We start from the raw sequence: 18750 nt of genomic DNA, 5'->3' as shown, positions 1-18750 counted from the left end.
GCCAGTGCGTAAAAATATTGCTAACAATTCAGCATCGGATAATGCATTCGCGCCTAATTTTACCAATTTTTCGCGTGGCATTTCACTGCTGGGCAATGATTTCAATTTCATCTATTTTCCACCATTTAACATAACGTCCTGTTAGCTTAGTTATTCGGTGACTAAACGAACTCTATAATGATAAAACAGTGAAATAGTTCAAATTTATAGATTTGATAATGATGCATATAAAATTAATAACAAACCTTAGCATCTGCGAATTCAATTATGGTATTGTTGTGGCGTTATTAGAATATCCTTTCAGATTTTAACGTGGAATACACAATGACAGCTATTGCCAACAAACGCATTTTGCTCGGTATTACAGGTGGCATCGCCGCTTATAAATGTGCGGAATTAACCCGTCGATTAACGGAACAAGGCGCAGAAGTCCGCGTCGTGATGACCCAATCGGCACAAGAGTTTATCACCCAGCTAACCATGCAAGCCGTCTCTGGATTCCCCGTTGCACACAGCTTATTAGATCCTGCAGCCGAAGCAGGCATGAACCACATTGAACTCGCCAAGTGGGCCGATTTGGTGTTAATCGCCCCTGCAACCGCTAATTTTATAGCCAAGTTTACCGCTGGTATTGCTGATGATTTACTCTCGACACTATGCTTAGCAACGCCAGCACCGATTGCCATTGCCCCAGCAATGAATCAAGTCATGTATCAAGCCCAAGCAACGCAAGCGAATTTAGCGACGCTCAAACAACGTAACGTCCTACTTTGGGGACCCGCAGCCGGAGCACAAGCCTGTGGTGACGTGGGGCCGGGTAGAATGGTGAACCCAGATGAGCTAGTTACCGCTGTTATCGATTATTTTACTAAGCAAACACAACCGCGACTGTTAGCGGGTAAAAACATTATGATCACCGCGGGACCAACCCGCGAAGCGATCGACCCTGTGCGCTATATCAGTAACCACAGTTCAGGAAAAATGGGCTATGCACTCGCAGAGGCCGCACGTAGCCTTGGCGCCAATGTCACGGTGGTCAGTGGCCCTGTCACATTAGCAGCACCCGCAGAGTGTAATGTCGTCAACGTCATCAGTGCACTTGATATGCACGAGGCTGTCATGGCTGATATTAACCAGCAAGACATTTTCATTGCCTGCGCGGCTGTCGCGGATTACCGCGCTGAAACCATTGCCGAACAAAAAATCAAAAAGACCAATAGCGACGAAATGATTGTACGCATGATCAAAAACCCCGATATTGTCGCCAGTGTAGCGGCGCTCGAAAATTCTCCTTTTACCGTCGGATTTGCTGCAGAAACCCAAGATATTGAGCATTATGCACGCGACAAAATGCAACGTAAAAATCTTGCTATGATCGCCGCAAATGACGTGGCACAATCTGGCCAAGGTTTTAATGCTGAAGACAACGCATTAACCGTATTTTGGCCACAAGGCACAGCGCAAATTGCCTTAGCTAGCAAACAAGATGTGGCCGCACAGTTATTGCAACTAATTGCAACGCAGTTCAATACAAATACCTAGCCATAACTAAAATTAGACTCGGTATTTTACAGTGTCTTGCGCTAACGCAAGGCACTGTCTAACCCTCAATTGATATATTCAGTGAAACAAACAATGAAGCAAATAGAAGTTAAAATATTAAATCCACGCGTAGGCACCGAATTTCCATTACCAAGTTATGCAACACCAGGTTCAGCCGGTTTAGATCTGCGCGCTTGTCTTGCACAACCGCTTACGGTTAATCCCGGTGAAACGCATTTGATCCCAACAGGTATTGCGATCCATATTGCTGACCCAACCATGGCAGCAACCATTTTACCGCGTTCAGGCTTAGGCCATAAACACGGTATTGTACTGGGTAATTTAGTGGGTTTAATCGATTCTGATTATCAAGGTGAGTTAATGATCTCATGTTGGAATCGCGGTCAAGATAGCTTCAGTATTCAACCGGGCGATCGTATTGCTCAGATGATGATAGTGCCAGTGATCCAAGCACAGCTGACCATTGTTGAAGAGTTTGATAGTAGTGAACGTGGCGAAGGTGGCTTTGGCCATTCGGGTAAGCAATAACGGTTAACACCATTCTAGGATGAAAAAGATGTCAACAAGCACTAAAAAGAATCGTCGAGAACAGATTTTACAAGCGTTAGCACATATGCTGGAAACGAGTCCAGGTCAACGTATAACGACGGCCAAACTCGCTAAAGAGGTCGGCGTATCAGAAGCCGCTCTGTATCGCCACTTCCCCAGTAAAGCGCGTATGTTTGAAGGCTTAATTACCTTTATCGAGGATTCAATCTTAGCGGGTATTAATCAGGTCTTAAACGAAGAAAAAGATACCATTACCCGTTGTCATCACATCCTGCATTTATTGCTGGTATTTACCGAACGTAACCCAGGTATCACCCGCATTATGACTGGTGATGCACTGCAAGGTGAGCACGAGCGCCTTGGTGAACAAATCAGCGCGCTATACGCAAAGATTGAAACACACTTAAAGCAGTTACTGCGTGAAAAGAAAATGCGTGACGGTACTGGTTTTAGCTTAGATGAAGGTATGTTAGCAAACTTATTGCTGGCGTATGCAGAAGGCCGTATGAATCAATATGTGCGTACTCGTTTTGCCTTAAAACCAACCACAGACTTTGATCAACAGTGGGCATTCTTAAACAAGCAGCTGCTACAAAGTTAAATAAGCACTAAGTTAATAGCAACTCACAGCAAAGTATAAAAACAAAAAAGGCTACCTCGGTAGCCTTTTCACTATGCTAGTTTAGCACTAAAGCCTTCTAACCTAACCCTGAAACAGATAGATTAGATACCGTAGTTTTCACGGTATTTTTTTACCGTTTCAAGGTGTTGTTGCATTCCAGGCTTATCCGCTAAGAAAGTAACAAGATCACCCAATGTCACGATTGATAGTACGTTACAGCCATAATCACGTTCAATTTCTTGAATTGCTGATAACTCGCCTTTACCTTTCTCTTGGCGGTCTAGGGCGATTAATACCCCTGAAAGTTCAGCGTTATGCGCTTGGATAATATCCATTGATTCACGGATTGCAGTTCCCGCAGTGATCACATCATCAACCAATACGATACGGCCTTCGAGTGCTGAACCGACTAATGAACCACCTTCGCCGTGGTCTTTTTTCTCTTTGCGGTTAAAGCAGTAAGGTGCATCAATGTCATGATGATCATTCAGCGCTACAACTGTTGTCGTCGCGATTGGGATACCTTTGTAGGCAGGACCAAATACCACATCGTATTCGATACCAGAATCAACTAAAGCGGCAGCATAGAAACGCCCAAGACGTGATAAGTCACGACCCGTGTTAAACAAACCGGCGTTGAAGAAATAAGGGCTAGTACGACCAGACTTTAAAGTGAATTCACCAAATTTAAGTACTTCTTTTTCTAAAGCAAACTCAATAAACTCGCGTTGGTAATCTTTCATCGTTTTCCCCTATTATGATTAATTAGATGTTGTGGACTAAAAGCCACTTCACCTAAAAAGCCTAATAATACGGGGAATATTATTAGGCAATTAACCTTGTTAGCGCGCGGCGACTAACGATAAGCGCCGCTATTCTAACAAGCTTTACACTTTAATCAAGCTATCACCGAGGGCTTTCTTTTGCTCTACAATGATCTGCTCGATGCCGTCTTTCGCTAGCGCCAGCATGTCGAGCATTTCTTCGTGACTAAACGGTTCACCTTCAGCTGTGCCTTGGATCTCAATAAATTTACCGGTTTCAGTCATCACCACATTCATGTCTGTTTCAGCATCAGAATCTTCTGGATAATCTAAATCGCACACCGCTTCGCCCTTATAGATACCAACAGACACCGCTGCGATCATAAATTTGATAGGGCTAATCTTTAACTTGCCTTTACGGATCAAAAATTCAACCGCATCCGCTAATGCCACACAAGCACCAGTGATAGCCGCAGTACGCGTACCGCCGTCCGCTTGAATAACATCACAATCGATTAAAATAGTATTTTCACCTAATGCTTCAAGGTCGATACAAGCACGCAATGAACGCGCGATCAGACGTTGAATTTCCATAGTGCGTCCAGTTTGTTTACCACGTGCCGCTTCACGATTCATACGCTTGTGCGTCGAGCGCGGTAACATGCCGTATTCAGCCGTAACCCAACCTTGGCCTTTACCTTTTAAGAAACGTGGCACACCGTTTTCAACAGTCGCAGTACACAATACTTTGGTATCACCAAATTCAACTAATACAGACCCTTCTGCATGAGCGGTAAAGTTACGGGTAATTGTTACAGGTCGAATTTGACCTAATGTTCTTTGACTTGGGCGCATTATTTTAACTCTTCATTGATGATTGGCCAATATTATATGAGCTAAGCTAAACTATCGCTATAGCAAGTTGTAATAACCTACAGGTATAATTGGCTTAATTTACTTTAATTAACGGATTCAACATGATTCATAGTATGACGGCATATGCCCGTAAAGAGTTTAAAGGCGATTGGGGTACCGCAGTATGGGAGATCCGTTCGGTTAACCAACGTTACCTCGAAACTTACATCCGACTACCTGAGCAATTCCGTGGTTTAGAAGCTGTACTACGTGAACGTTTCCGTAAAAAATTACAACGCGGTAAAGTAGAATGTAACCTGCGTTTTGAAGCAAACGCTGCCAACAGTGGTGAATTACAGTTAAACGAAGCGTTGGCTGAAAAGTTAATTGAAAGCGCCAACTGGGTATCTAAAAAAGCCGGTAAAGCAAAATTAAATCCGGTTGATATCTTACGCTGGCCTGGTGTGATGGAAGCCGCTGAAAAAGATATGGGTGAGTTATCAACGGACCTATTAAGCTTTTTCGACGACACACTGATTGAATTCCTTGATTCTCGAGCCTCTGAAGGTGAAAAACTGCAAGCGATGTTAGAGCAACGCTTAACAGGTATCTCTGAGCAAGCTGATTTTGTTGAAGGCAAAATGCCAGAGATCATCGAATGGCAACGTGAACGCATTCAAAAGAAATTTAACGATGCGAAAATCGAACTTGATGAAACACGTGTAGAACAAGAACTTATCTTAATGGCGCAGAAGTTAGATGTGGCAGAAGAGATAGACCGTTTAAATGCCCACGTCACTGAAACACGTAGCATCTTAACCAAAGGTGGCGCTTGCGGCCGTCGTCTGGATTTCATGATGCAAGAATTCAATCGTGAATCAAATACCCTAGGTTCAAAATCGATTAGTACAGATATTACTAAGTCTGCGGTAGAGCTTAAAGTTTTGATTGAGCAAATGCGCGAGCAGTTACAAAATATTGAGTAGCACTCACTAAACTGTAACTTAATTACAGGCGATGACTTTTGTTATCGCCGTCCTCTCCCCCTAATTTAGCTTTTTAAATCTCTCGATATACTCAGTTTCTTTTTTCTGCAATGATTTCAATATCATCGTCTCGTTAAAATAACACCATCCGTACAGCCTCAGAATTAAACGCTGAATATATAATCATGCATAAAATTATGTAAGCATATATATTTAAAGTTGCTATAAAATGCCCTACCATGCCCAACTATTTTTTAAGAAGTAAGGGTTGTAAGGTTGTTACATAGTATTTATTTTGCAGTGAGAATGTTCATTGTTTCTTTTGTCGTATTAACCGTAATGTTTCATTACATGTTTTCTGCAAGTACCCTTAAAGATGAACAATCAACGATACGTCAAACCATGAATGATCTCTCTGATGCCTTACTCGAACTCTCTAATATCATAGTTATATCAACGAATGAAAAACTCGCATCATCAACACCACTAAATAAAATATCTCACATTTATATGAGTAAGGTCGAGGTCGAGCCTGAAACAAGCACTGATGCCGGAAAGGTAGATCTGCTTTCTCAGTATAAAAATGCCCTCGACAGTTTAGGTTTTATTACCACATCGTCTATTTCTGGTAACTTCATGATTAAAGACTGGAAAACCCACAGTGTTTTATATCGACGAAAATTAGCACCGAGTGTCGTAACAACTATTTTTGACCCTTTGCGCTGCCGTGAACTGAATATTTGCAAAACCAAAGTGAACAAGTACCGCGTGAGCTATATGCATGAAGATGCGCTCTCTGGTAATAAATTATTCACTATATTTAAAGGCATGAATGATCATATTGATATCGGGTTTAATGTGCATTTGAATAGTAATTCTTACTATGATGATAAAAACATCGCTATCGTGCCACCCAACTCGAAAACAAACCAAAAAAATTATGTTATCTCGGTTAAGTATGCAGATTATCCCGACTCTTTATTATTTTATCGCAGTGAATATGCGGTAATTGCCGATGGTATTACCGTTATTGTCAGTATCCCATTTTTATACATCATTGATATACCGTTAAAATTTTCATTTGTATTGTCTTTTGTTATCGCGATGGCCATTTTTTATTTTCACTTTATTCGACGTATTACCAGCGAGTCTGAACTGCATAAACAAAAATCCATGATAGATACGCTCACCAAAGCCTATAACCGACGTTATTTTGATTACTACAGTGAAGCGACTTCGTCTGGGGTATTGGCCGTTATCGATGGCAATAAAATAAAAGAAATTAATGACACCTTAGGTCACTCTGCCGGTGATAGCGCAATTAAATTACTGGCATCATCGGCTCAAGAAGCAATAAGAGACGAAGACTACTTAATCAGAAGCGGTGGTGATGAATTTATTATCTTATTGAATGATTGCCCGACAATAGAAATTGCCACTGACATTATAGAAAAAATACAACTTAAAATAATCCAAAAGTCTAAATACAAAAAGGAATTTAGAGAGCATAAAATTTCATTTTCCTATGGTTTAACCCCTTATTCTGCAGGTGACCAATATAACGAAATTATTGAGATGGCTGACTTTTACATGTATGAGCATAAGAAAAAATAAACCAGGTGATGTTTCTCACCCAAGTTATCCATGACACTATTTTAAAATCTTAAGTAAGCAAGATCAGTATAAATCGTCCATACTAGCTCTACATTCCTGTTAAATTTGTAGGCTGGTCTGTACTTCCAAAGTCTGCAAAGGAGGTATTATGGGTCATGCGTATGATTATACTAAACAAGAGTTTAGCAATCCTGCGGGCACTGAAGGCTTCGAGTTTGTCGAATTCACGTCTCCCGATCCAACACAGCTCGCCACGCTTTTCAAACAATTGGGTTTTCATGCTTTTGCCCAACATCAGACTCGTCCGTTAACTTGGTTTAAACAAGGTGATATTCATTTTTTGGTGAGTACCGAAGGCCGTGGTTTCGCCTCTGAGTTCTCGCAGCAGCACGGCCCTTCCGCCTGTGCGATGGGGTTCAAAGTCAGCGATGCCGATAAAGCCTATCAACATGCCATTAGCCGTGAAGCCCAACCTTGTAAGCGTAAGATCCTCGAGTTCGGCGTGCCAGCAATTTATGGCATTGGCGAGAGTCTACTGTATTTAGTCGATGACGGTGTTAGAAAGCGTCTTTATCAGGAACAGTTTTAATTAACTGGCGACACTGAGCAGCCAGCAAAATCTGCCGGACTGACTTACATCGACCACCTCACCCACAATGTACATAATGGCCACATGGATACTTGGTCAGAGTTTTACGAACGGGTATTTAATTTCCGCGAAATTCGTTATTTCGATATTCAAGGCAAGATGACCGGCTTACGTAGTCGCGCCATGACCAGTCCTTGCGGGAATCTGCGTATCCCCATTAATGAAAGCAGTGATGACAAATCCCAAATTGAAGAATTCTTGCAGGAATATCACGGTGAAGGTATTCAACACATCGCCTTAGGCACTGATGATATTTATCACACCGTCGCGACCTTAAAAGCCAACGGCATTAAATTCATGGATGTCCCCGATACCTATTACGACATGATAGCAGAACGCTTGCCAGACCATCACGAGGCCATAGACCAGTTAAGAAAACACCGTATTTTGATTGATGGTCACATGGATAATGGCAAGTTAGTACTGCTATTACAAACATTCACCAAAACTTTAATTGGTCCGATTTTCTTTGAAATAATCCAGCGTAAAGGTGATGAAGGTTTTGGCGAGGGCAATTTCCAAGCCTTGTTCGAATCCATTGAAAGAGACCAAGTTGCGCGTGGCGTGATCATCGACAAAAATAACTAAAGGGGCAACATATGATCCGTAGAATTGCGTTTCCATTACGCAAAGGCACTTATTCTCGGCAAGCGCACGTGGATCTCCCCGAACAAGGTGTATTTGAGCGAGAAGTCAGTCGGGAAGGTTTTTATGGACCCGCAACACACCTGCATCATAAACACCCGCCGACGGGATGGTGCGCTTGGTCTGGCGAGCACAGGCCAAGAGCTTATAATTTATTAACACTGCCCAGCGCTCAACCTTCCCCCTGGGATGCCCCGCTATTATTTCACAATGCCCATTGCCAGATCAGATTCTGGCAATGTAACGAAAACATGCAAACCTTGGTCAGAAATGCCGATGGTGACGATCTCATTTTTATCCATCAAGGCCACGGTGAATTGTTTTGTGATTACGGTCATTTGAGTGTGGAACAAGGTGACTATGTGTTAATTCCGCGTTCTTGTTTGTGGCGTTTAGAACCAGCCAAGCCAATGACTTTAATGATGATCGAAGCAACCAATGATTATTATGGTTTACCCGATAAAACCATCGTTGGCCAGCATGCGGTATTTGATCAAGCGGTATTGGATACCCCAGAAATTGACGATGCCTATTTACAACAACAGGACGAGCTGCCGTGGCAAGTCATTATCAAACGCTTTAATCAACAGTCCATCATCGCTTATCCATTTAACCCGCTGGATGTGGTGGGTTGGCATGGTGACGTATCTGTCGTACGGCTTAACTGGCTCGACATTCGCCCATTAATGAGCCATCGCTTCCATCTTCCCCCCTCCGCCCATTCGACCTTTGTGACCAGTCGATTTGTGGTGTGTACTTTCGTGCCACGGCCGATGGAAAGTGATCCCGGCGCATTGAAAGTGCCTTTTTATCATAGCAATGATGATTTTGATGAAGTTATCTTTTACCACCAAGGCGAGTTCTTTAGCCGCGACAACATAAACCCAGGGATGTTGACCTTCCATCCTTGTGGCTTTCCCCATGGCCCCCATCCTAAAGCCTATCGAGCCGGTTGTCAGTCACAGCGCAAAGAGACTGATGAAGTAGCTGTGATGATTGATACCCGTGATGGTTTAGCCATAGGCTCAGGCATGGCGGATGTAGAGTGGTCAGGTTATGTCGATAGTTGGAAAGAATAACGCCAAGCAGGAGAACAAAATACGATGAAATTAGCCACATTACGAGACGGTTCTAGAGATGGCAGCTTATACCTAGTTAGCAAAGACTTACAAACTGCATTGTGCGTATCCTCGATAGCGGCCAATTTACAATGGGCGCTAGAGCATTGGTCTATCGTCGAACCGCAATTACAAAGCCATTATGCACAATTGAATAACGGTGATTTGACTGCTGTGATTGAATTTAAAAACTGCCTACTAGAATCGCCTTTACCCAGAGCATATCAGTGGGCTGACGGCAGTGCTTACGTTAATCATGTCGAGCTAGTACGCAAAGCCAGAGGCGCGGCAATGCCCGAGTCATTTTGGTCAGAACCATTAATGTACCAAGGTGGCAGCGACAGTTTTTTAGGACCTAAGGATGATATTCCACTGCAAGATCCTGCTTGGGGTTTGGATTTTGAAGCCGAGGTGGCGGTGATCACCAGCGATGTGCCAATGAGCATAAACGCATCCGCAGCCAGTGAATGTATTTTATTAATCACCCTAGTCAACGATGTATCCCTGCGTAATTTAATTCCCAGTGAGTTAGCCAAAGGTTTTGGCTTTTTTCACAGTAAACCATCGACCGCATTCTCTCCTGTTGCCGTGACACCCGATGAACTGGGCGAGGCTTGGGATGGAGAAAAATTACAGCTACCGTTATCAACTTATCTCAATGACACTTTATTTGGCTGCCCTGATGCCGGTACCGACATGACATTTAATTTCCCGCAGTTGATTGCCCACGCGGCAAAAACACGCACTTTAACCGCCGGTACCATTATCGGTTCAGGCACCGTATCCAATTGTGATCGCACTGTCGGTTCATCCTGCCTAGCAGAACAAAGAATGTTAGAAAAAATTGCCACAGGGGAAATCACGACAGCTTTTTTACAACAGGGCGACAAGGTTAAAATTGAAATGCGGGATAAAGTGGGACACTCTATTTTTGGCGCGATTGAGCAAACGGTAGTGTCTCGGTGAATAAAGGCGAAACAAGATGAAACTGTATAGTTATTTCCGCTCATCAGCGGCTTATCGCGTTAGGATAGTATTAAATTTAAAGCATATTAACTATGACACAGTACCAGTGCATTTGGTTAAAGATGGCGGCCAGCAGCATTCGACTGAATACCTGACGATTAATCCCCAAGGCTTATTACCCTGTCTTGATGTCGCCGCGCCAGACAGTAAAGCCCAAATAATCATCCAGTCAGGCGCGATTATTGAATACTTGCAAGAGCGATTTCCGCAACCAAGTTTACTGCCAACCAGCCTAATTGAACGTGCTTATGTGCGCAGCTTAATGCACATTATCGCTTGCGACATGCATCCGATAAATAATTTACGGGTATTACGTTATCTTGAGGAGCACTTCGATTGTGATAAGGCCGAAAAAATACGTTGGTATCACCATTGGCTAGCCACAGGTTTTGCCGCAATTGAAACGCTCCTAGCGAAAAAAGCAAGTACCCACTATTGCTACAACGAGCAAGTAACTCTGGCTGATGTTTACTTGATCCCGCAAGTTTACAATGCCTTGCGCTTTAAGTTTGATATGACGGCCTACCCTGCAATTAGCCATATCTATCAACATTGCATACTGCTACCAGCATTTAGCCAAGCGGCGCCTGAGCAGCAACCTGATGTAGACAAATAGCCAGACGCAGAATAAGAGTTGCTAAGATTAATTAGTGAATGCGTTTTCTTTCTTCATCCAGTCCTTGCCAAAAAGCATATACCCCATCGAGCATCTCGTTGCCACTTTGAATAAAGTGTGTTTCATCGACGTCATTATTAAAATAATAAGCCTCAAGCTCTTCTTGAGTATGGTTCGCATGATTAGCTTCGAGTTTGGCATGCCAAGTAAAAAAGGTCAGTGGCAGGCCTTTTAAATTACGGGTTTGGCGATAATGATTAAACCCAGCGACCAGTTCATCCCAGAATCCTGCCGCAGCCCAATTTTCAACGGCATAAGAGGCGGCAGTTGAGGTGGCATAACTTGGCGAACCATAAATCCGCACTAATTCATCACAGAAGAACAAGGTCTTCGCTGTGCCAAATTTTCGTCGACCTATTTGATTAAATGCCAGACCAAAATAATCGGCCAATTGGCTTAACAACTCAAAATGCGCAGCCTTAAAATGAAAAGCACCGCCATCAATACTGCCCTCAATATCACCAAACTCACGTTCATCCTGAGTTAACTGCGCAGCACGATCTCGCTTCGGGTTTTTATATACCACTCCGATTTCATTGGCTAAAATTTCTTTCGACGCCCGCATTTCTTCAATAGATTCAGCATTGAGCATTTTTTCCAGTTGGGCGACTAAAAATTGATTAGAAAAAACCGAGAACTGCACGATCAGTTGTTTAATCTGCGCATCGTTAAGTGCAGCCTGACTAAACCACTGCGTATAAGGGTTTGCAGTAATGACTTTATGATTAAGGAGTTCGTTGTTAATGCGACTTTGAAAGGCAAGAAAAGCCTGGGCTTTATCTAAGTCAAAGTGCCCCGCTTGGATCTCTTCAACCGTGTGATAAGTGAGTTGTTCCAATCCATGGTCTTTACGATACGCTTCGATGGCGGAGTTATCTCTCATACTAACCCTCCTCCCCAATATATTACAGAAAACACATGTTGGGTTCGGTAAAATGATGATCGAGTATAGGCCGATTTCTTATACTCTAGTTGCTAATAGTCTAGTTGCTAATTTCAGCTATGTCAGTCAGGCAACGCTAGCTACTTGTTATGGAAGGCGTAATTATTTAAGTTAGCCACGGTAAAATCACCACGTTTATATATCGATAAAAGAATAAAAAAAACGTCCTTAGTTTCATTTGAAATAAGAATGATTTATATTTGAACCAATTGAACTCTTGTTACCTCTAACTCTTTGAATGACCATTACGCAAGACAATATTATCTTCGTAATAGGGCATCAATTAGACCAACAATATAGAGGTAATTCATGAAAGTAGTAGTGGAATTTATAGAAACAGGTCGATACAGAGATAGAGTTTGGGAGCCTTCATTTCATAGTGGAAAAGGCAGCTTACGTTCAGTCTCACCTTCTTATGCAGCACAATTAATCAACCAAGCAAAAGCCAAACTTCACATCAATGAAGATGGCTCCGCAACGTTTGAACATTAAATAAAATTCTACTGCTAAAACGATATCAGGGGCTAAGCTGCATCTACAGCCTAGCCCTTTTTATTACGTTGCTATTTTCACACGGCAAGCACGACGTAGATGACGAACGCGACGTGCAGCATTAACATCACGCGGCTCAGCACTACAAAGTGGGCGACCGTCAACATTCAGACCAAGATCTTTTAACAGATACGCATTGCCTAATGGCAGATCACTGCTGGTACGGCGGTTTTTTGCTAACCATACGCGCTCTTCACGACGGATATCAGCACGAACAAAGAACACTGCAAGGTTTAGGTAAAGTGAATGACGCATAATAATTCTCCAGTATATAAGTTTGGAACTTAAAAAATTGACTGGGAAAATGGCATGAAATATTTCGACTATCTAGGGATATAAATGAGGATTACCCTATCAGCTGCCATTTTCGCAGCCGTTTAAGGTTACGAATTAATTAGTTATTGGTGCCTGATTTCAGATCAAAACAGGCTATGAGGGCGTGATGAACGGCCATCATGGGACTGGTATGATCGACAGATACACAGACGAATTGAACAAGATTTAAATTTTTCATGTGTACCTCCAGTTAACTCATTAATCCAAAAAGATTGTGAATATAATGTTAATTCACAATCAGAAGTTTATGCGATATTGAACTTTTCTCAACCATAAATTACAACTAAAGAGTAAAACAAATCATAATTCTGTTCGCTCTCATTAATTTATCGCCATGCCATATTGCAGCACTAATTCAGCAATAGTTTTAGCATTAAATTTTTTCATCAAACTCGAGCGATGCACTTCTACGGTACGCACCGCAATACACAAGCCATCAGCTATCTGTTGATTTCGTTTACCTTGCACCAACAACAATAATATATCGCGTTCACGCTCGGTCAGTGACTGATAAGATGATAACGCCTTGAGCTGCTCACTACGTTGTAATGATTTTTCTGCCGCCAATATGATCGCCTGCAATAATTTTTCACCATCAACGGGCTTTTGAAAGAAATCCACGGCGCCAGATTTAAACGCATCCACAGCCATAGAGACATCACCATGACCAGTGAGAAAAATAATCGACAGCGGGCTATGACATTGTCGCAAAATTGCGTGTACCTCTTGGCCGCGTAATTCAGGCATACGACTGTCTAAGATCACACAACCCGGCAGCATAATATCCGCGTTATCTAAAAATGTCGGTCCACCAGCATAAGTGGTGACATTAACATCATAACCTTCGAGCATAAAAGCCAACGAATCACGTACCGATTCATCATCGTCGACGACATAAACAGGCACTGTTGGTGACATAGCTGTTGACGCTGGGTTCATATTTATAGTCCTCTGATAGATGTTATGGTAACGGTAAAATAATGCTCACACAGCAGCCCATAGGCTCTGCGGGTGCTAATGAAAACTGACCGTGATGGGCTTCCACTACGTCTCGACAAATGGCTAAGCCCAACCCTAAGCCGTCTTTCTTGGTAGTGAAAAAAGCATTCTGTAATTCGGCATTGGTCGCCGTTAAGCCAATGCCATTATCACTGATGGTTAATATTAATCTGTCATCGCTATAGTCACTGGTAATATTAATTTCATCATTTATCAACACGGTTTTAGCTCGCATCAAGCAGGCATCCGCCGCATTGTTTAATACATTTAATAATACTTGCTGTAACCCCACTACATCGGCATATAAGGGCACTGCATTACCGACACAAGTGCGGCTGACGGTAATATTTTTCTGCTGCAGATCATACTCTAACAACTCTAATGTATCAGTTAATAATACCTGTATATCACAACTAGATTTAGCCACCGAGCGCTTATTAATAAGCGTCCGCAGTCGCTGCACGATACCGTCAGCGCGCTGCACCTGTTGCTGTATTTTTTCTAATGCTGGCGTGATGTCACTGGCATCTGCACCTTTGTTAATCCGCAATAATCCGCCTTGGCTATAATTTAAAATAGCCGCCAAAGGTTGATTAATTTCATGCGCGAGACTACTGCCTAACTCACCAACAATCGCGACTCGCTGCGCATGCTCTAACATGGCATTTTTTTCTTTTAAACGGTTTAAAGTGGCTTTCAATTTACGTTCACTGCGACTAAAACGGTACTCCAAAATTAAATGATAAACACTTAATAATAATACGAATAAAAAAACTACCCAGGCCCATTGCTGATTTTTCTTGACCCAGACTGCTGCCTCTTGCCACCACGGTCGTTGCAACGGATGCATGTCTAAATCACGGTATAACTGATCAACAGACAACTGACTAATCGGTGGTGTCCAACCGGTTGAATACGCAGCGATACTGGCGGCGTGATCACTCGGCAATGCTAATAATGCCTGGGTTATCTGCTTGGCTAAATTAGTTGAAATAGCGCCAGTTTTGGCTATCGACCAATTCGGGTATAACTGCGTAGACAGGCCACAGGCAAAATTATCAGGGCTGATATCATCTAATACTCGAAAAACATCGGCTTCAATCAAGCCTTCTTCTAGCATGCTTTCCAGTTGGCACACTGGCACCACCGCGGCATCAAAATAACCGTCACGCAACTGATAAATAATGGCATCAACAGGAAAACCTAAAAAAGACACATCAGCAAAAAAAGCGATGGGATTTATGCCTGAGTTTTGCACCCTAAGTTGCATGGTGAGATAACCGCCAAAGGCATTACTGGCAACCGCAGCGATCTTGTCACCACTGACATCAACCAAATGCTGATAGTGCGAATCGGCACGTACAATCAATGCCGAACCGATAACATGGGTACCGTCACCTAACTTACTGTTTAAGGTCGCTAACCAAGACAAGGGGTATTGCCGACCTAAGCGCACCGCTTGTCCAGGATTAGTCACCACCACATCGACACTTTGCTGCTTTACTGCCGTTTCCATTTCAGCCAAAGTATAAGGGTGTAATCTAAATTCACTATTGGGGATCTGGCTTTGTAACCATAATAATGTCGGCTGCCAACGCTGCTTGGCTTCCAATACACCGCGTGTGGCTAATACCCCGACATCGACTACAATCGTTTCGCCATGGTACTCATCAGCAGCAGGATTATTCGATGCATTGGCATAGCTATAACCACAGACCAGTAATAACAAGCTAACAGTGATATGTGTTACTACACGACTAATACCATCATCCCAACTCATTCGTGCGACTCCGTTTCAATTCATTCCAGTTAAATTCATGGCTAAATAACTGCAAAAGCAATTCAGCACTGCGCATACCGACACTCCCAACGATACCAAAATAACCACTAAGTAAAAATATTTGTTGTTTTAGATCAAGCCACTCAGGGGTATGTGGAAAACCACAATACAATCTACCTCTTAATTTCCAGACAATAGCCTTAATCACTATTAACCACAAGGTGTTCTCATGGACTCAACTAAACGCCGCTTAATGGGCCGTCTCGGTGCATTAACCGTAGGCGCCGCCATCATACCGGTTTCAGGGGCAAATCCGCTCACCACGACCATGATCCGTAATAACCAAGCACCCAATCGTAAAGGTCACACAGGTAAACGTTATGCCATGGTGGTTGATTTACGCAAATGCGTGGGCTGCCAAGCGTGTACTGTCGGTTGCAGTATTGAGAACCAAGCACCTATCGGTCAATTTAGAACAACAGTAAAACAATATGAAGTGACTTTAGATGACGGCAGCAGTGAATTACAAAATGTGAAATCATTTACCCTACCGCGCTTGTGTAACCACTGTGAAAACCCACCTTGTGTGAAAGTTTGCCCGGTGCAAGCGACCTTCCAACGTGACGACGGTATTGTCATGGTTGATAACGAGCGCTGTGTGGCCTGTGCTTATTGCGTACAAGCGTGCCCTTACGATGCCCGTTTTATTAACCAAGAAACCCTCACCGCTGATAAATGTACCTTCTGTGCCCATCGCTTAGAAGAAGGTTTATTACCTGCCTGCGTGGAAACCTGTGTGGGTGGTGCGCGTATTATTGGCGATATTAACGATACCAACAGCCACATTAGCCATTTAATGCGTCAACACCAAGATGACATCAAGGTATTAAAACCAGAAGAAAATACCCAGCCACATGTGTTCTACATCGGTATGGATGACGCGTTCACCAATAAAATTGACGATAAGGTCGCCATCTACGATCCAGCAGGAGATAACGCATGAGCATCACCGAAATTTTAGTCCAACCCCAAGCCGTCGCTTGGCTTCCTTGGGCAGTGCAATATTTTTTCTATATTGGTTCTGCGTATGCGGCGGCGATATTATTTTTATTAAGTTATTTATTTCGTGCCCACACCAGCCACTATTTACGTGCAGCCTTAGTGCTAACTATGTCGATTGGTGCCGTGGTGGGACCATTAGCCTTAACCGGTGACTTACATCAACCCGGACGTGCTTGGCATTTTTATACTAACTTAACAGCTTGGTCATGGATGTCACTTGGCTCGGTATTCTTGCCGTTATTTTCGGCACTATCGGTACTTACCGCTTGGTTGTATTTACGTGATGACATTATCGAACTGAAGCACAGTGATAGCGCTATCGCGCAAAAAATAGCCCTGTTTAGTCTCGGCAGTTGGCAGACCACCAGCAAGCAAATGATCACAGTGACGGTATTAACCTGTTTATCCGGTTTAACCATCGCCCTGTACACTGGCGCCGAGATCTACGTCGTACAAAGCCGTCCACTCTGGCATCAACCTGCCGCGCCATTATTGTGGTTTGTGACAGCATTTATCGGTGCTATTGGTTTTGCATTATTGCTGTTAGCGCTATTGCCTATCCCTGCAAAAGCCAATGCCTTTACCCAGAGCGACCAAGGTCTGATTAAACGCGCATTATTACTCAGCGCGATATTAGCCGCGATCTTACTGCCAATTTGGGCATCGAATAATCCATCGTTCTCACTCTATGACAGCCAAGAGTGGTTAGTACGTTTGGGCCGTTTAATGGTGAGCTTTATCGCCTGTATCGGCATTGCCTTATTAGCCTCTAAAATAGCCTTATATAACCGTCCGCAATTATTAGTAATGAGCGCGATCAGTTTGATCTGCTGTTGGTACTTACGCTGGGTCACTATCATGGATGTACAAACGATTCCGAAATTTGACCAAGGTTCTTATCCGTATGAATTACCGATGGGCTCGGCTGGACTACTCGGCATCCTCGGCATGGCGGGATTATGGCTAGCGCTAGCACTTGCTGCATCAGAGGTCATTAAAATCCGAACTAGCACATCAATAAATAAAGTAAGTAACACGTCAATCAAACCAGCATCACACACACAGTAAGGGACTTATTATGGATAACAAACGTCGTCAATTTCTAAAATCAGGTCTTGCTGTGGGTGGTGCTGGCGCTTTTGCAGCAGGTTACGCAACCACAACATCACATGCGGTACATGGCATTATCGAAGGCACCGCTGGGGAAAAAACCAAACATCCACATTATGGCAATTCGTTAACACCAGAATATAAAGTGACTGAAAACGGTAAGCTGATCAATAACCCTGCGCAACGTGTTGCACCGTCAATGTGTTTCGGCTGTTGGACACTTTGTGGTTTACGAGTACGAGTAGACAACGCCAGTGATGAGATCTTACGTATTTCAGGTAACCCGTATCACCCATTATCCAATGAACATCAGATCCCGTTTAATACGCCAGTAAAAGACGCCTATATCGCTATGGCGGGTGAAGCAGGATTAGACGGTAGATCAACCGCTTGTGCGCGTGGTAATGGCATGCTGGAAATGCGTAAAAGTCCGTATCGGATCACCCAGCCATTAAAGCGTGTGGGTAACCGTGGCGAAGGTAAGTGGCAGCCAATTAGCTACGAGCAGTTATTAACAGAAGTAGTTGAAGGTGGCGATCTATTTGGTGAAGGTCAGGTTGACGGCCTACGTACGATCCGCGACTTAAAAACTCCCATTGATCCACTCAATCCTGAGTACGGTCCGAAAGCCAATCAGTTATTAATGACTAACGCCGGCAACGAAGGGCGTGACGATCTATTCAAACGTTTCGCCTTTAATAGCTATGGCACGCGTAACTTTGGTCACCATGGATCGTATTGCGGTTATAGTTTCCGAGCGGGCTCTGGCGCCTTAATGAATGATCTGAATAAATTCGCTCACGTGAAGCCAGATCTTGAAAATTGCGAGTTTGCTTTATACATCGGCATGTCACCAGCACAGGCCGGTAATCCATTTAAACGCCAAGCTCGCCAACTCGCC

At 43.3% G+C, this 18750-nt stretch carries 19 protein-coding genes and 1 pseudogene; 13 read left to right on the top strand and 7 right to left on the bottom strand.

Annotated features, from left to right (window positions below):
* A partial coding sequence (locus QNK26_RS13175; protein WP_319223656.1) for a UPF0758 domain-containing protein occupies positions 1-111 on the bottom strand: 111 nt, incomplete at its 3' end.
* Positions 112-324: 213 nt separating this feature from the next.
* Here QNK26_RS13175 and coaBC point away from each other — a divergent pair.
* The 3 genes from coaBC (at position 325) to slmA (ending at position 2713) form a co-directional block, all read left to right on the top strand.
* The gene (gene coaBC, locus QNK26_RS13170) at positions 325-1542 is read left to right on the top strand and encodes a bifunctional phosphopantothenoylcysteine decarboxylase/phosphopantothenate--cysteine ligase CoaBC (protein ID WP_319223652.1); all 1218 of its coding nucleotides are present in this window, start codon (positions 325-327) and stop codon (positions 1540-1542) included.
* Between the two features lie 93 nt (positions 1543-1635).
* The gene (gene dut / locus QNK26_RS13165; protein WP_019441197.1) at positions 1636-2091 is read left to right on the top strand and encodes a dUTP diphosphatase; all 456 of its coding nucleotides are present in this window, start codon (positions 1636-1638) and stop codon (positions 2089-2091) included.
* Between the two features lie 28 nt (positions 2092-2119).
* A complete protein-coding gene (gene slmA / locus QNK26_RS13160; RefSeq protein WP_319223646.1) occupies positions 2120-2713 on the top strand; it encodes a nucleoid occlusion factor SlmA in 594 nt (197 codons plus the stop codon).
* A 122-nt stretch (positions 2714-2835) separates the two neighbouring features.
* On the opposite strand, the gene pyrE is transcribed toward slmA, so the two are convergent.
* Together pyrE and rph are read right to left on the bottom strand one after the other, a co-directional pair.
* Positions 2836-3477 (bottom strand): orotate phosphoribosyltransferase, encoded by a 642-nt coding sequence (gene pyrE, locus QNK26_RS13155; protein ID WP_319223643.1) that lies wholly within the window; start codon positions 3475-3477, stop codon positions 2836-2838.
* A 144-nt stretch (positions 3478-3621) separates the two neighbouring features.
* Positions 3622-4353, bottom strand: coding sequence for a ribonuclease PH (rph, locus tag QNK26_RS13150; protein WP_319223642.1), 732 nt, complete (start codon positions 4351-4353; stop codon positions 3622-3624).
* Positions 4354-4475: 122 nt separating this feature from the next.
* On the opposite strand from rph, the gene QNK26_RS13145 reads away from it, so the two are divergent.
* The 6 genes and pseudogenes from QNK26_RS13145 to maiA all read left to right on the top strand — a co-directional run bounded on the left by QNK26_RS13145 (position 4476) and on the right by maiA (position 11007).
* Positions 4476-5339 carry a YicC/YloC family endoribonuclease gene (locus tag QNK26_RS13145; protein ID WP_319223640.1) on the top strand — a complete coding sequence of 288 codons (864 nt, stop codon included), beginning with the start codon at positions 4476-4478 and terminating at the stop codon, positions 5337-5339.
* 306 nt (positions 5340-5645) lie between these two features.
* On the top strand, positions 5646-6953 hold the full coding sequence (locus QNK26_RS13140; protein ID WP_319223637.1) for a GGDEF domain-containing protein: 1308 nt from the start codon (positions 5646-5648) through the stop codon (positions 6951-6953).
* A 148-nt stretch (positions 6954-7101) separates the two neighbouring features.
* Positions 7102-8190, top strand: a pseudogene (hppD, locus tag QNK26_RS13135) (4-hydroxyphenylpyruvate dioxygenase).
* An 11-nt stretch (positions 8191-8201) separates the two neighbouring features.
* Positions 8202-9326: a homogentisate 1,2-dioxygenase gene (locus QNK26_RS13130; protein WP_319223634.1), complete on the top strand. Its 1125-nt coding sequence runs from the start codon at positions 8202-8204 to the stop codon at positions 9324-9326.
* A gap of 24 nt (positions 9327-9350) precedes the next feature.
* Positions 9351-10331, top strand: a complete 981-nt coding sequence (locus QNK26_RS13125) for a fumarylacetoacetate hydrolase family protein (protein ID WP_319223633.1) — start codon at positions 9351-9353, stop codon at positions 10329-10331.
* Between the two features lie 16 nt (positions 10332-10347).
* A complete protein-coding gene (gene maiA, locus QNK26_RS13120) occupies positions 10348-11007 on the top strand; it encodes a maleylacetoacetate isomerase (protein WP_319223631.1) in 660 nt (219 codons plus the stop codon).
* Between the two features lie 31 nt (positions 11008-11038).
* Here the strand turns inward: maiA and QNK26_RS13115 are convergent, their stop codons facing one another.
* Positions 11039-11950 (bottom strand): hypothetical protein, encoded by a 912-nt coding sequence (locus tag QNK26_RS13115; protein ID WP_319223629.1) that lies wholly within the window; start codon positions 11948-11950, stop codon positions 11039-11041.
* 369 nt (positions 11951-12319) lie between these two features.
* On the opposite strand from QNK26_RS13115, the gene QNK26_RS13110 reads away from it, so the two are divergent.
* Positions 12320-12502: a hypothetical protein gene (locus tag QNK26_RS13110; RefSeq protein ID WP_319223627.1), complete on the top strand. Its 183-nt coding sequence runs from the start codon at positions 12320-12322 to the stop codon at positions 12500-12502.
* Positions 12503-12565: 63 nt separating this feature from the next.
* On the opposite strand, the gene QNK26_RS13105 is transcribed toward QNK26_RS13110, so the two are convergent.
* The 3 genes from QNK26_RS13105 to QNK26_RS13095 form a co-directional block, all read right to left on the bottom strand.
* Positions 12566-12817 carry a DUF1127 domain-containing protein gene (locus QNK26_RS13105; protein WP_319223625.1) on the bottom strand — a complete coding sequence of 84 codons (252 nt, stop codon included), beginning with the start codon at positions 12815-12817 and terminating at the stop codon, positions 12566-12568.
* A gap of 402 nt (positions 12818-13219) precedes the next feature.
* Positions 13220-13816, bottom strand: coding sequence for a response regulator transcription factor (locus QNK26_RS13100; protein ID WP_319223653.1), 597 nt, complete (start codon positions 13814-13816; stop codon positions 13220-13222).
* A gap of 43 nt (positions 13817-13859) precedes the next feature.
* The gene (locus tag QNK26_RS13095) at positions 13860-15677 is read right to left on the bottom strand and encodes a PhnD/SsuA/transferrin family substrate-binding protein (RefSeq protein ID WP_319223624.1); all 1818 of its coding nucleotides are present in this window, start codon (positions 15675-15677) and stop codon (positions 13860-13862) included.
* A 229-nt stretch (positions 15678-15906) separates the two neighbouring features.
* Between QNK26_RS13095 and dsrO the strand changes: the two genes are divergently transcribed.
* The 3 genes from dsrO to QNK26_RS13080 all read left to right on the top strand — a co-directional run.
* Entirely contained in the window at positions 15907-16680 is a 774-nt protein-coding gene (gene dsrO, locus QNK26_RS13090; RefSeq protein ID WP_319223623.1) for a sulfate reduction electron transfer complex DsrMKJOP subunit DsrO, read from the top strand.
* Positions 16677-17807 (top strand): NrfD/PsrC family molybdoenzyme membrane anchor subunit, encoded by a 1131-nt coding sequence (gene nrfD, locus QNK26_RS13085; protein ID WP_319223620.1) that lies wholly within the window; start codon positions 16677-16679, stop codon positions 17805-17807. Before dsrO ends, nrfD begins: the two co-directional genes overlap by 4 nt.
* Positions 17808-17817: 10 nt before the next feature.
* Positions 17818-18750: twin-arginine translocation signal domain-containing protein (locus QNK26_RS13080; RefSeq protein ID WP_319223618.1), on the top strand; the 933-nt coding region annotated here is incomplete at its 3' end.

This window comes from Moritella sp., from assembly GCF_033791185.1.
In the GTDB taxonomy this organism is placed as follows: Bacteria; Pseudomonadota; Gammaproteobacteria; order Enterobacterales; family Moritellaceae; genus Moritella.
The sequence above is the reverse complement of the archived record's forward strand: the minus strand, read 5'-3'. Positions and strand labels throughout refer to the sequence as shown.

What these genes read in the sequence shown, in the direction of transcription:
- coaBC (WP_319223652.1), top strand. Translation starts at nt 325, where the DNA reads ATGACAGCTATTGCCAACAAACGCATTTTGCTCGGTATTACAGGTGGC.
- dut (WP_019441197.1), top strand. Translation starts at nt 1,636, where the DNA reads ATGAAGCAAATAGAAGTTAAAATATTAAATCCACGCGTAGGCACCGAA.
- slmA (WP_319223646.1), top strand. Translation starts at nt 2,120, where the DNA reads ATGTCAACAAGCACTAAAAAGAATCGTCGAGAACAGATTTTACAAGCG.
- pyrE (WP_319223643.1), bottom strand. Translation starts at nt 3,477, where the DNA reads ATGAAAGATTACCAACGCGAGTTTATTGAGTTTGCTTTAGAAAAAGAA.
- rph (WP_319223642.1), bottom strand. Translation starts at nt 4,353, where the DNA reads ATGCGCCCAAGTCAAAGAACATTAGGTCAAATTCGACCTGTAACAATT.
- QNK26_RS13145 (WP_319223640.1), top strand. Translation starts at nt 4,476, where the DNA reads ATGATTCATAGTATGACGGCATATGCCCGTAAAGAGTTTAAAGGCGAT.
- QNK26_RS13140 (WP_319223637.1), top strand. Translation starts at nt 5,646, where the DNA reads ATGTTCATTGTTTCTTTTGTCGTATTAACCGTAATGTTTCATTACATG.
- QNK26_RS13130 (WP_319223634.1), top strand. Translation starts at nt 8,202, where the DNA reads ATGATCCGTAGAATTGCGTTTCCATTACGCAAAGGCACTTATTCTCGG.
- QNK26_RS13125 (WP_319223633.1), top strand. Translation starts at nt 9,351, where the DNA reads ATGAAATTAGCCACATTACGAGACGGTTCTAGAGATGGCAGCTTATAC.
- maiA (WP_319223631.1), top strand. Translation starts at nt 10,348, where the DNA reads ATGAAACTGTATAGTTATTTCCGCTCATCAGCGGCTTATCGCGTTAGG.
- QNK26_RS13115 (WP_319223629.1), bottom strand. Translation starts at nt 11,950, where the DNA reads ATGAGAGATAACTCCGCCATCGAAGCGTATCGTAAAGACCATGGATTG.
- QNK26_RS13110 (WP_319223627.1), top strand. Translation starts at nt 12,320, where the DNA reads ATGAAAGTAGTAGTGGAATTTATAGAAACAGGTCGATACAGAGATAGA.
- QNK26_RS13105 (WP_319223625.1), bottom strand. Translation starts at nt 12,817, where the DNA reads ATGCGTCATTCACTTTACCTAAACCTTGCAGTGTTCTTTGTTCGTGCT.
- QNK26_RS13100 (WP_319223653.1), bottom strand. Translation starts at nt 13,816, where the DNA reads ATGTCACCAACAGTGCCTGTTTATGTCGTCGACGATGATGAATCGGTA.
- QNK26_RS13095 (WP_319223624.1), bottom strand. Translation starts at nt 15,677, where the DNA reads ATGAGTTGGGATGATGGTATTAGTCGTGTAGTAACACATATCACTGTT.
- dsrO (WP_319223623.1), top strand. Translation starts at nt 15,907, where the DNA reads ATGGACTCAACTAAACGCCGCTTAATGGGCCGTCTCGGTGCATTAACC.
- nrfD (WP_319223620.1), top strand. Translation starts at nt 16,677, where the DNA reads ATGAGCATCACCGAAATTTTAGTCCAACCCCAAGCCGTCGCTTGGCTT.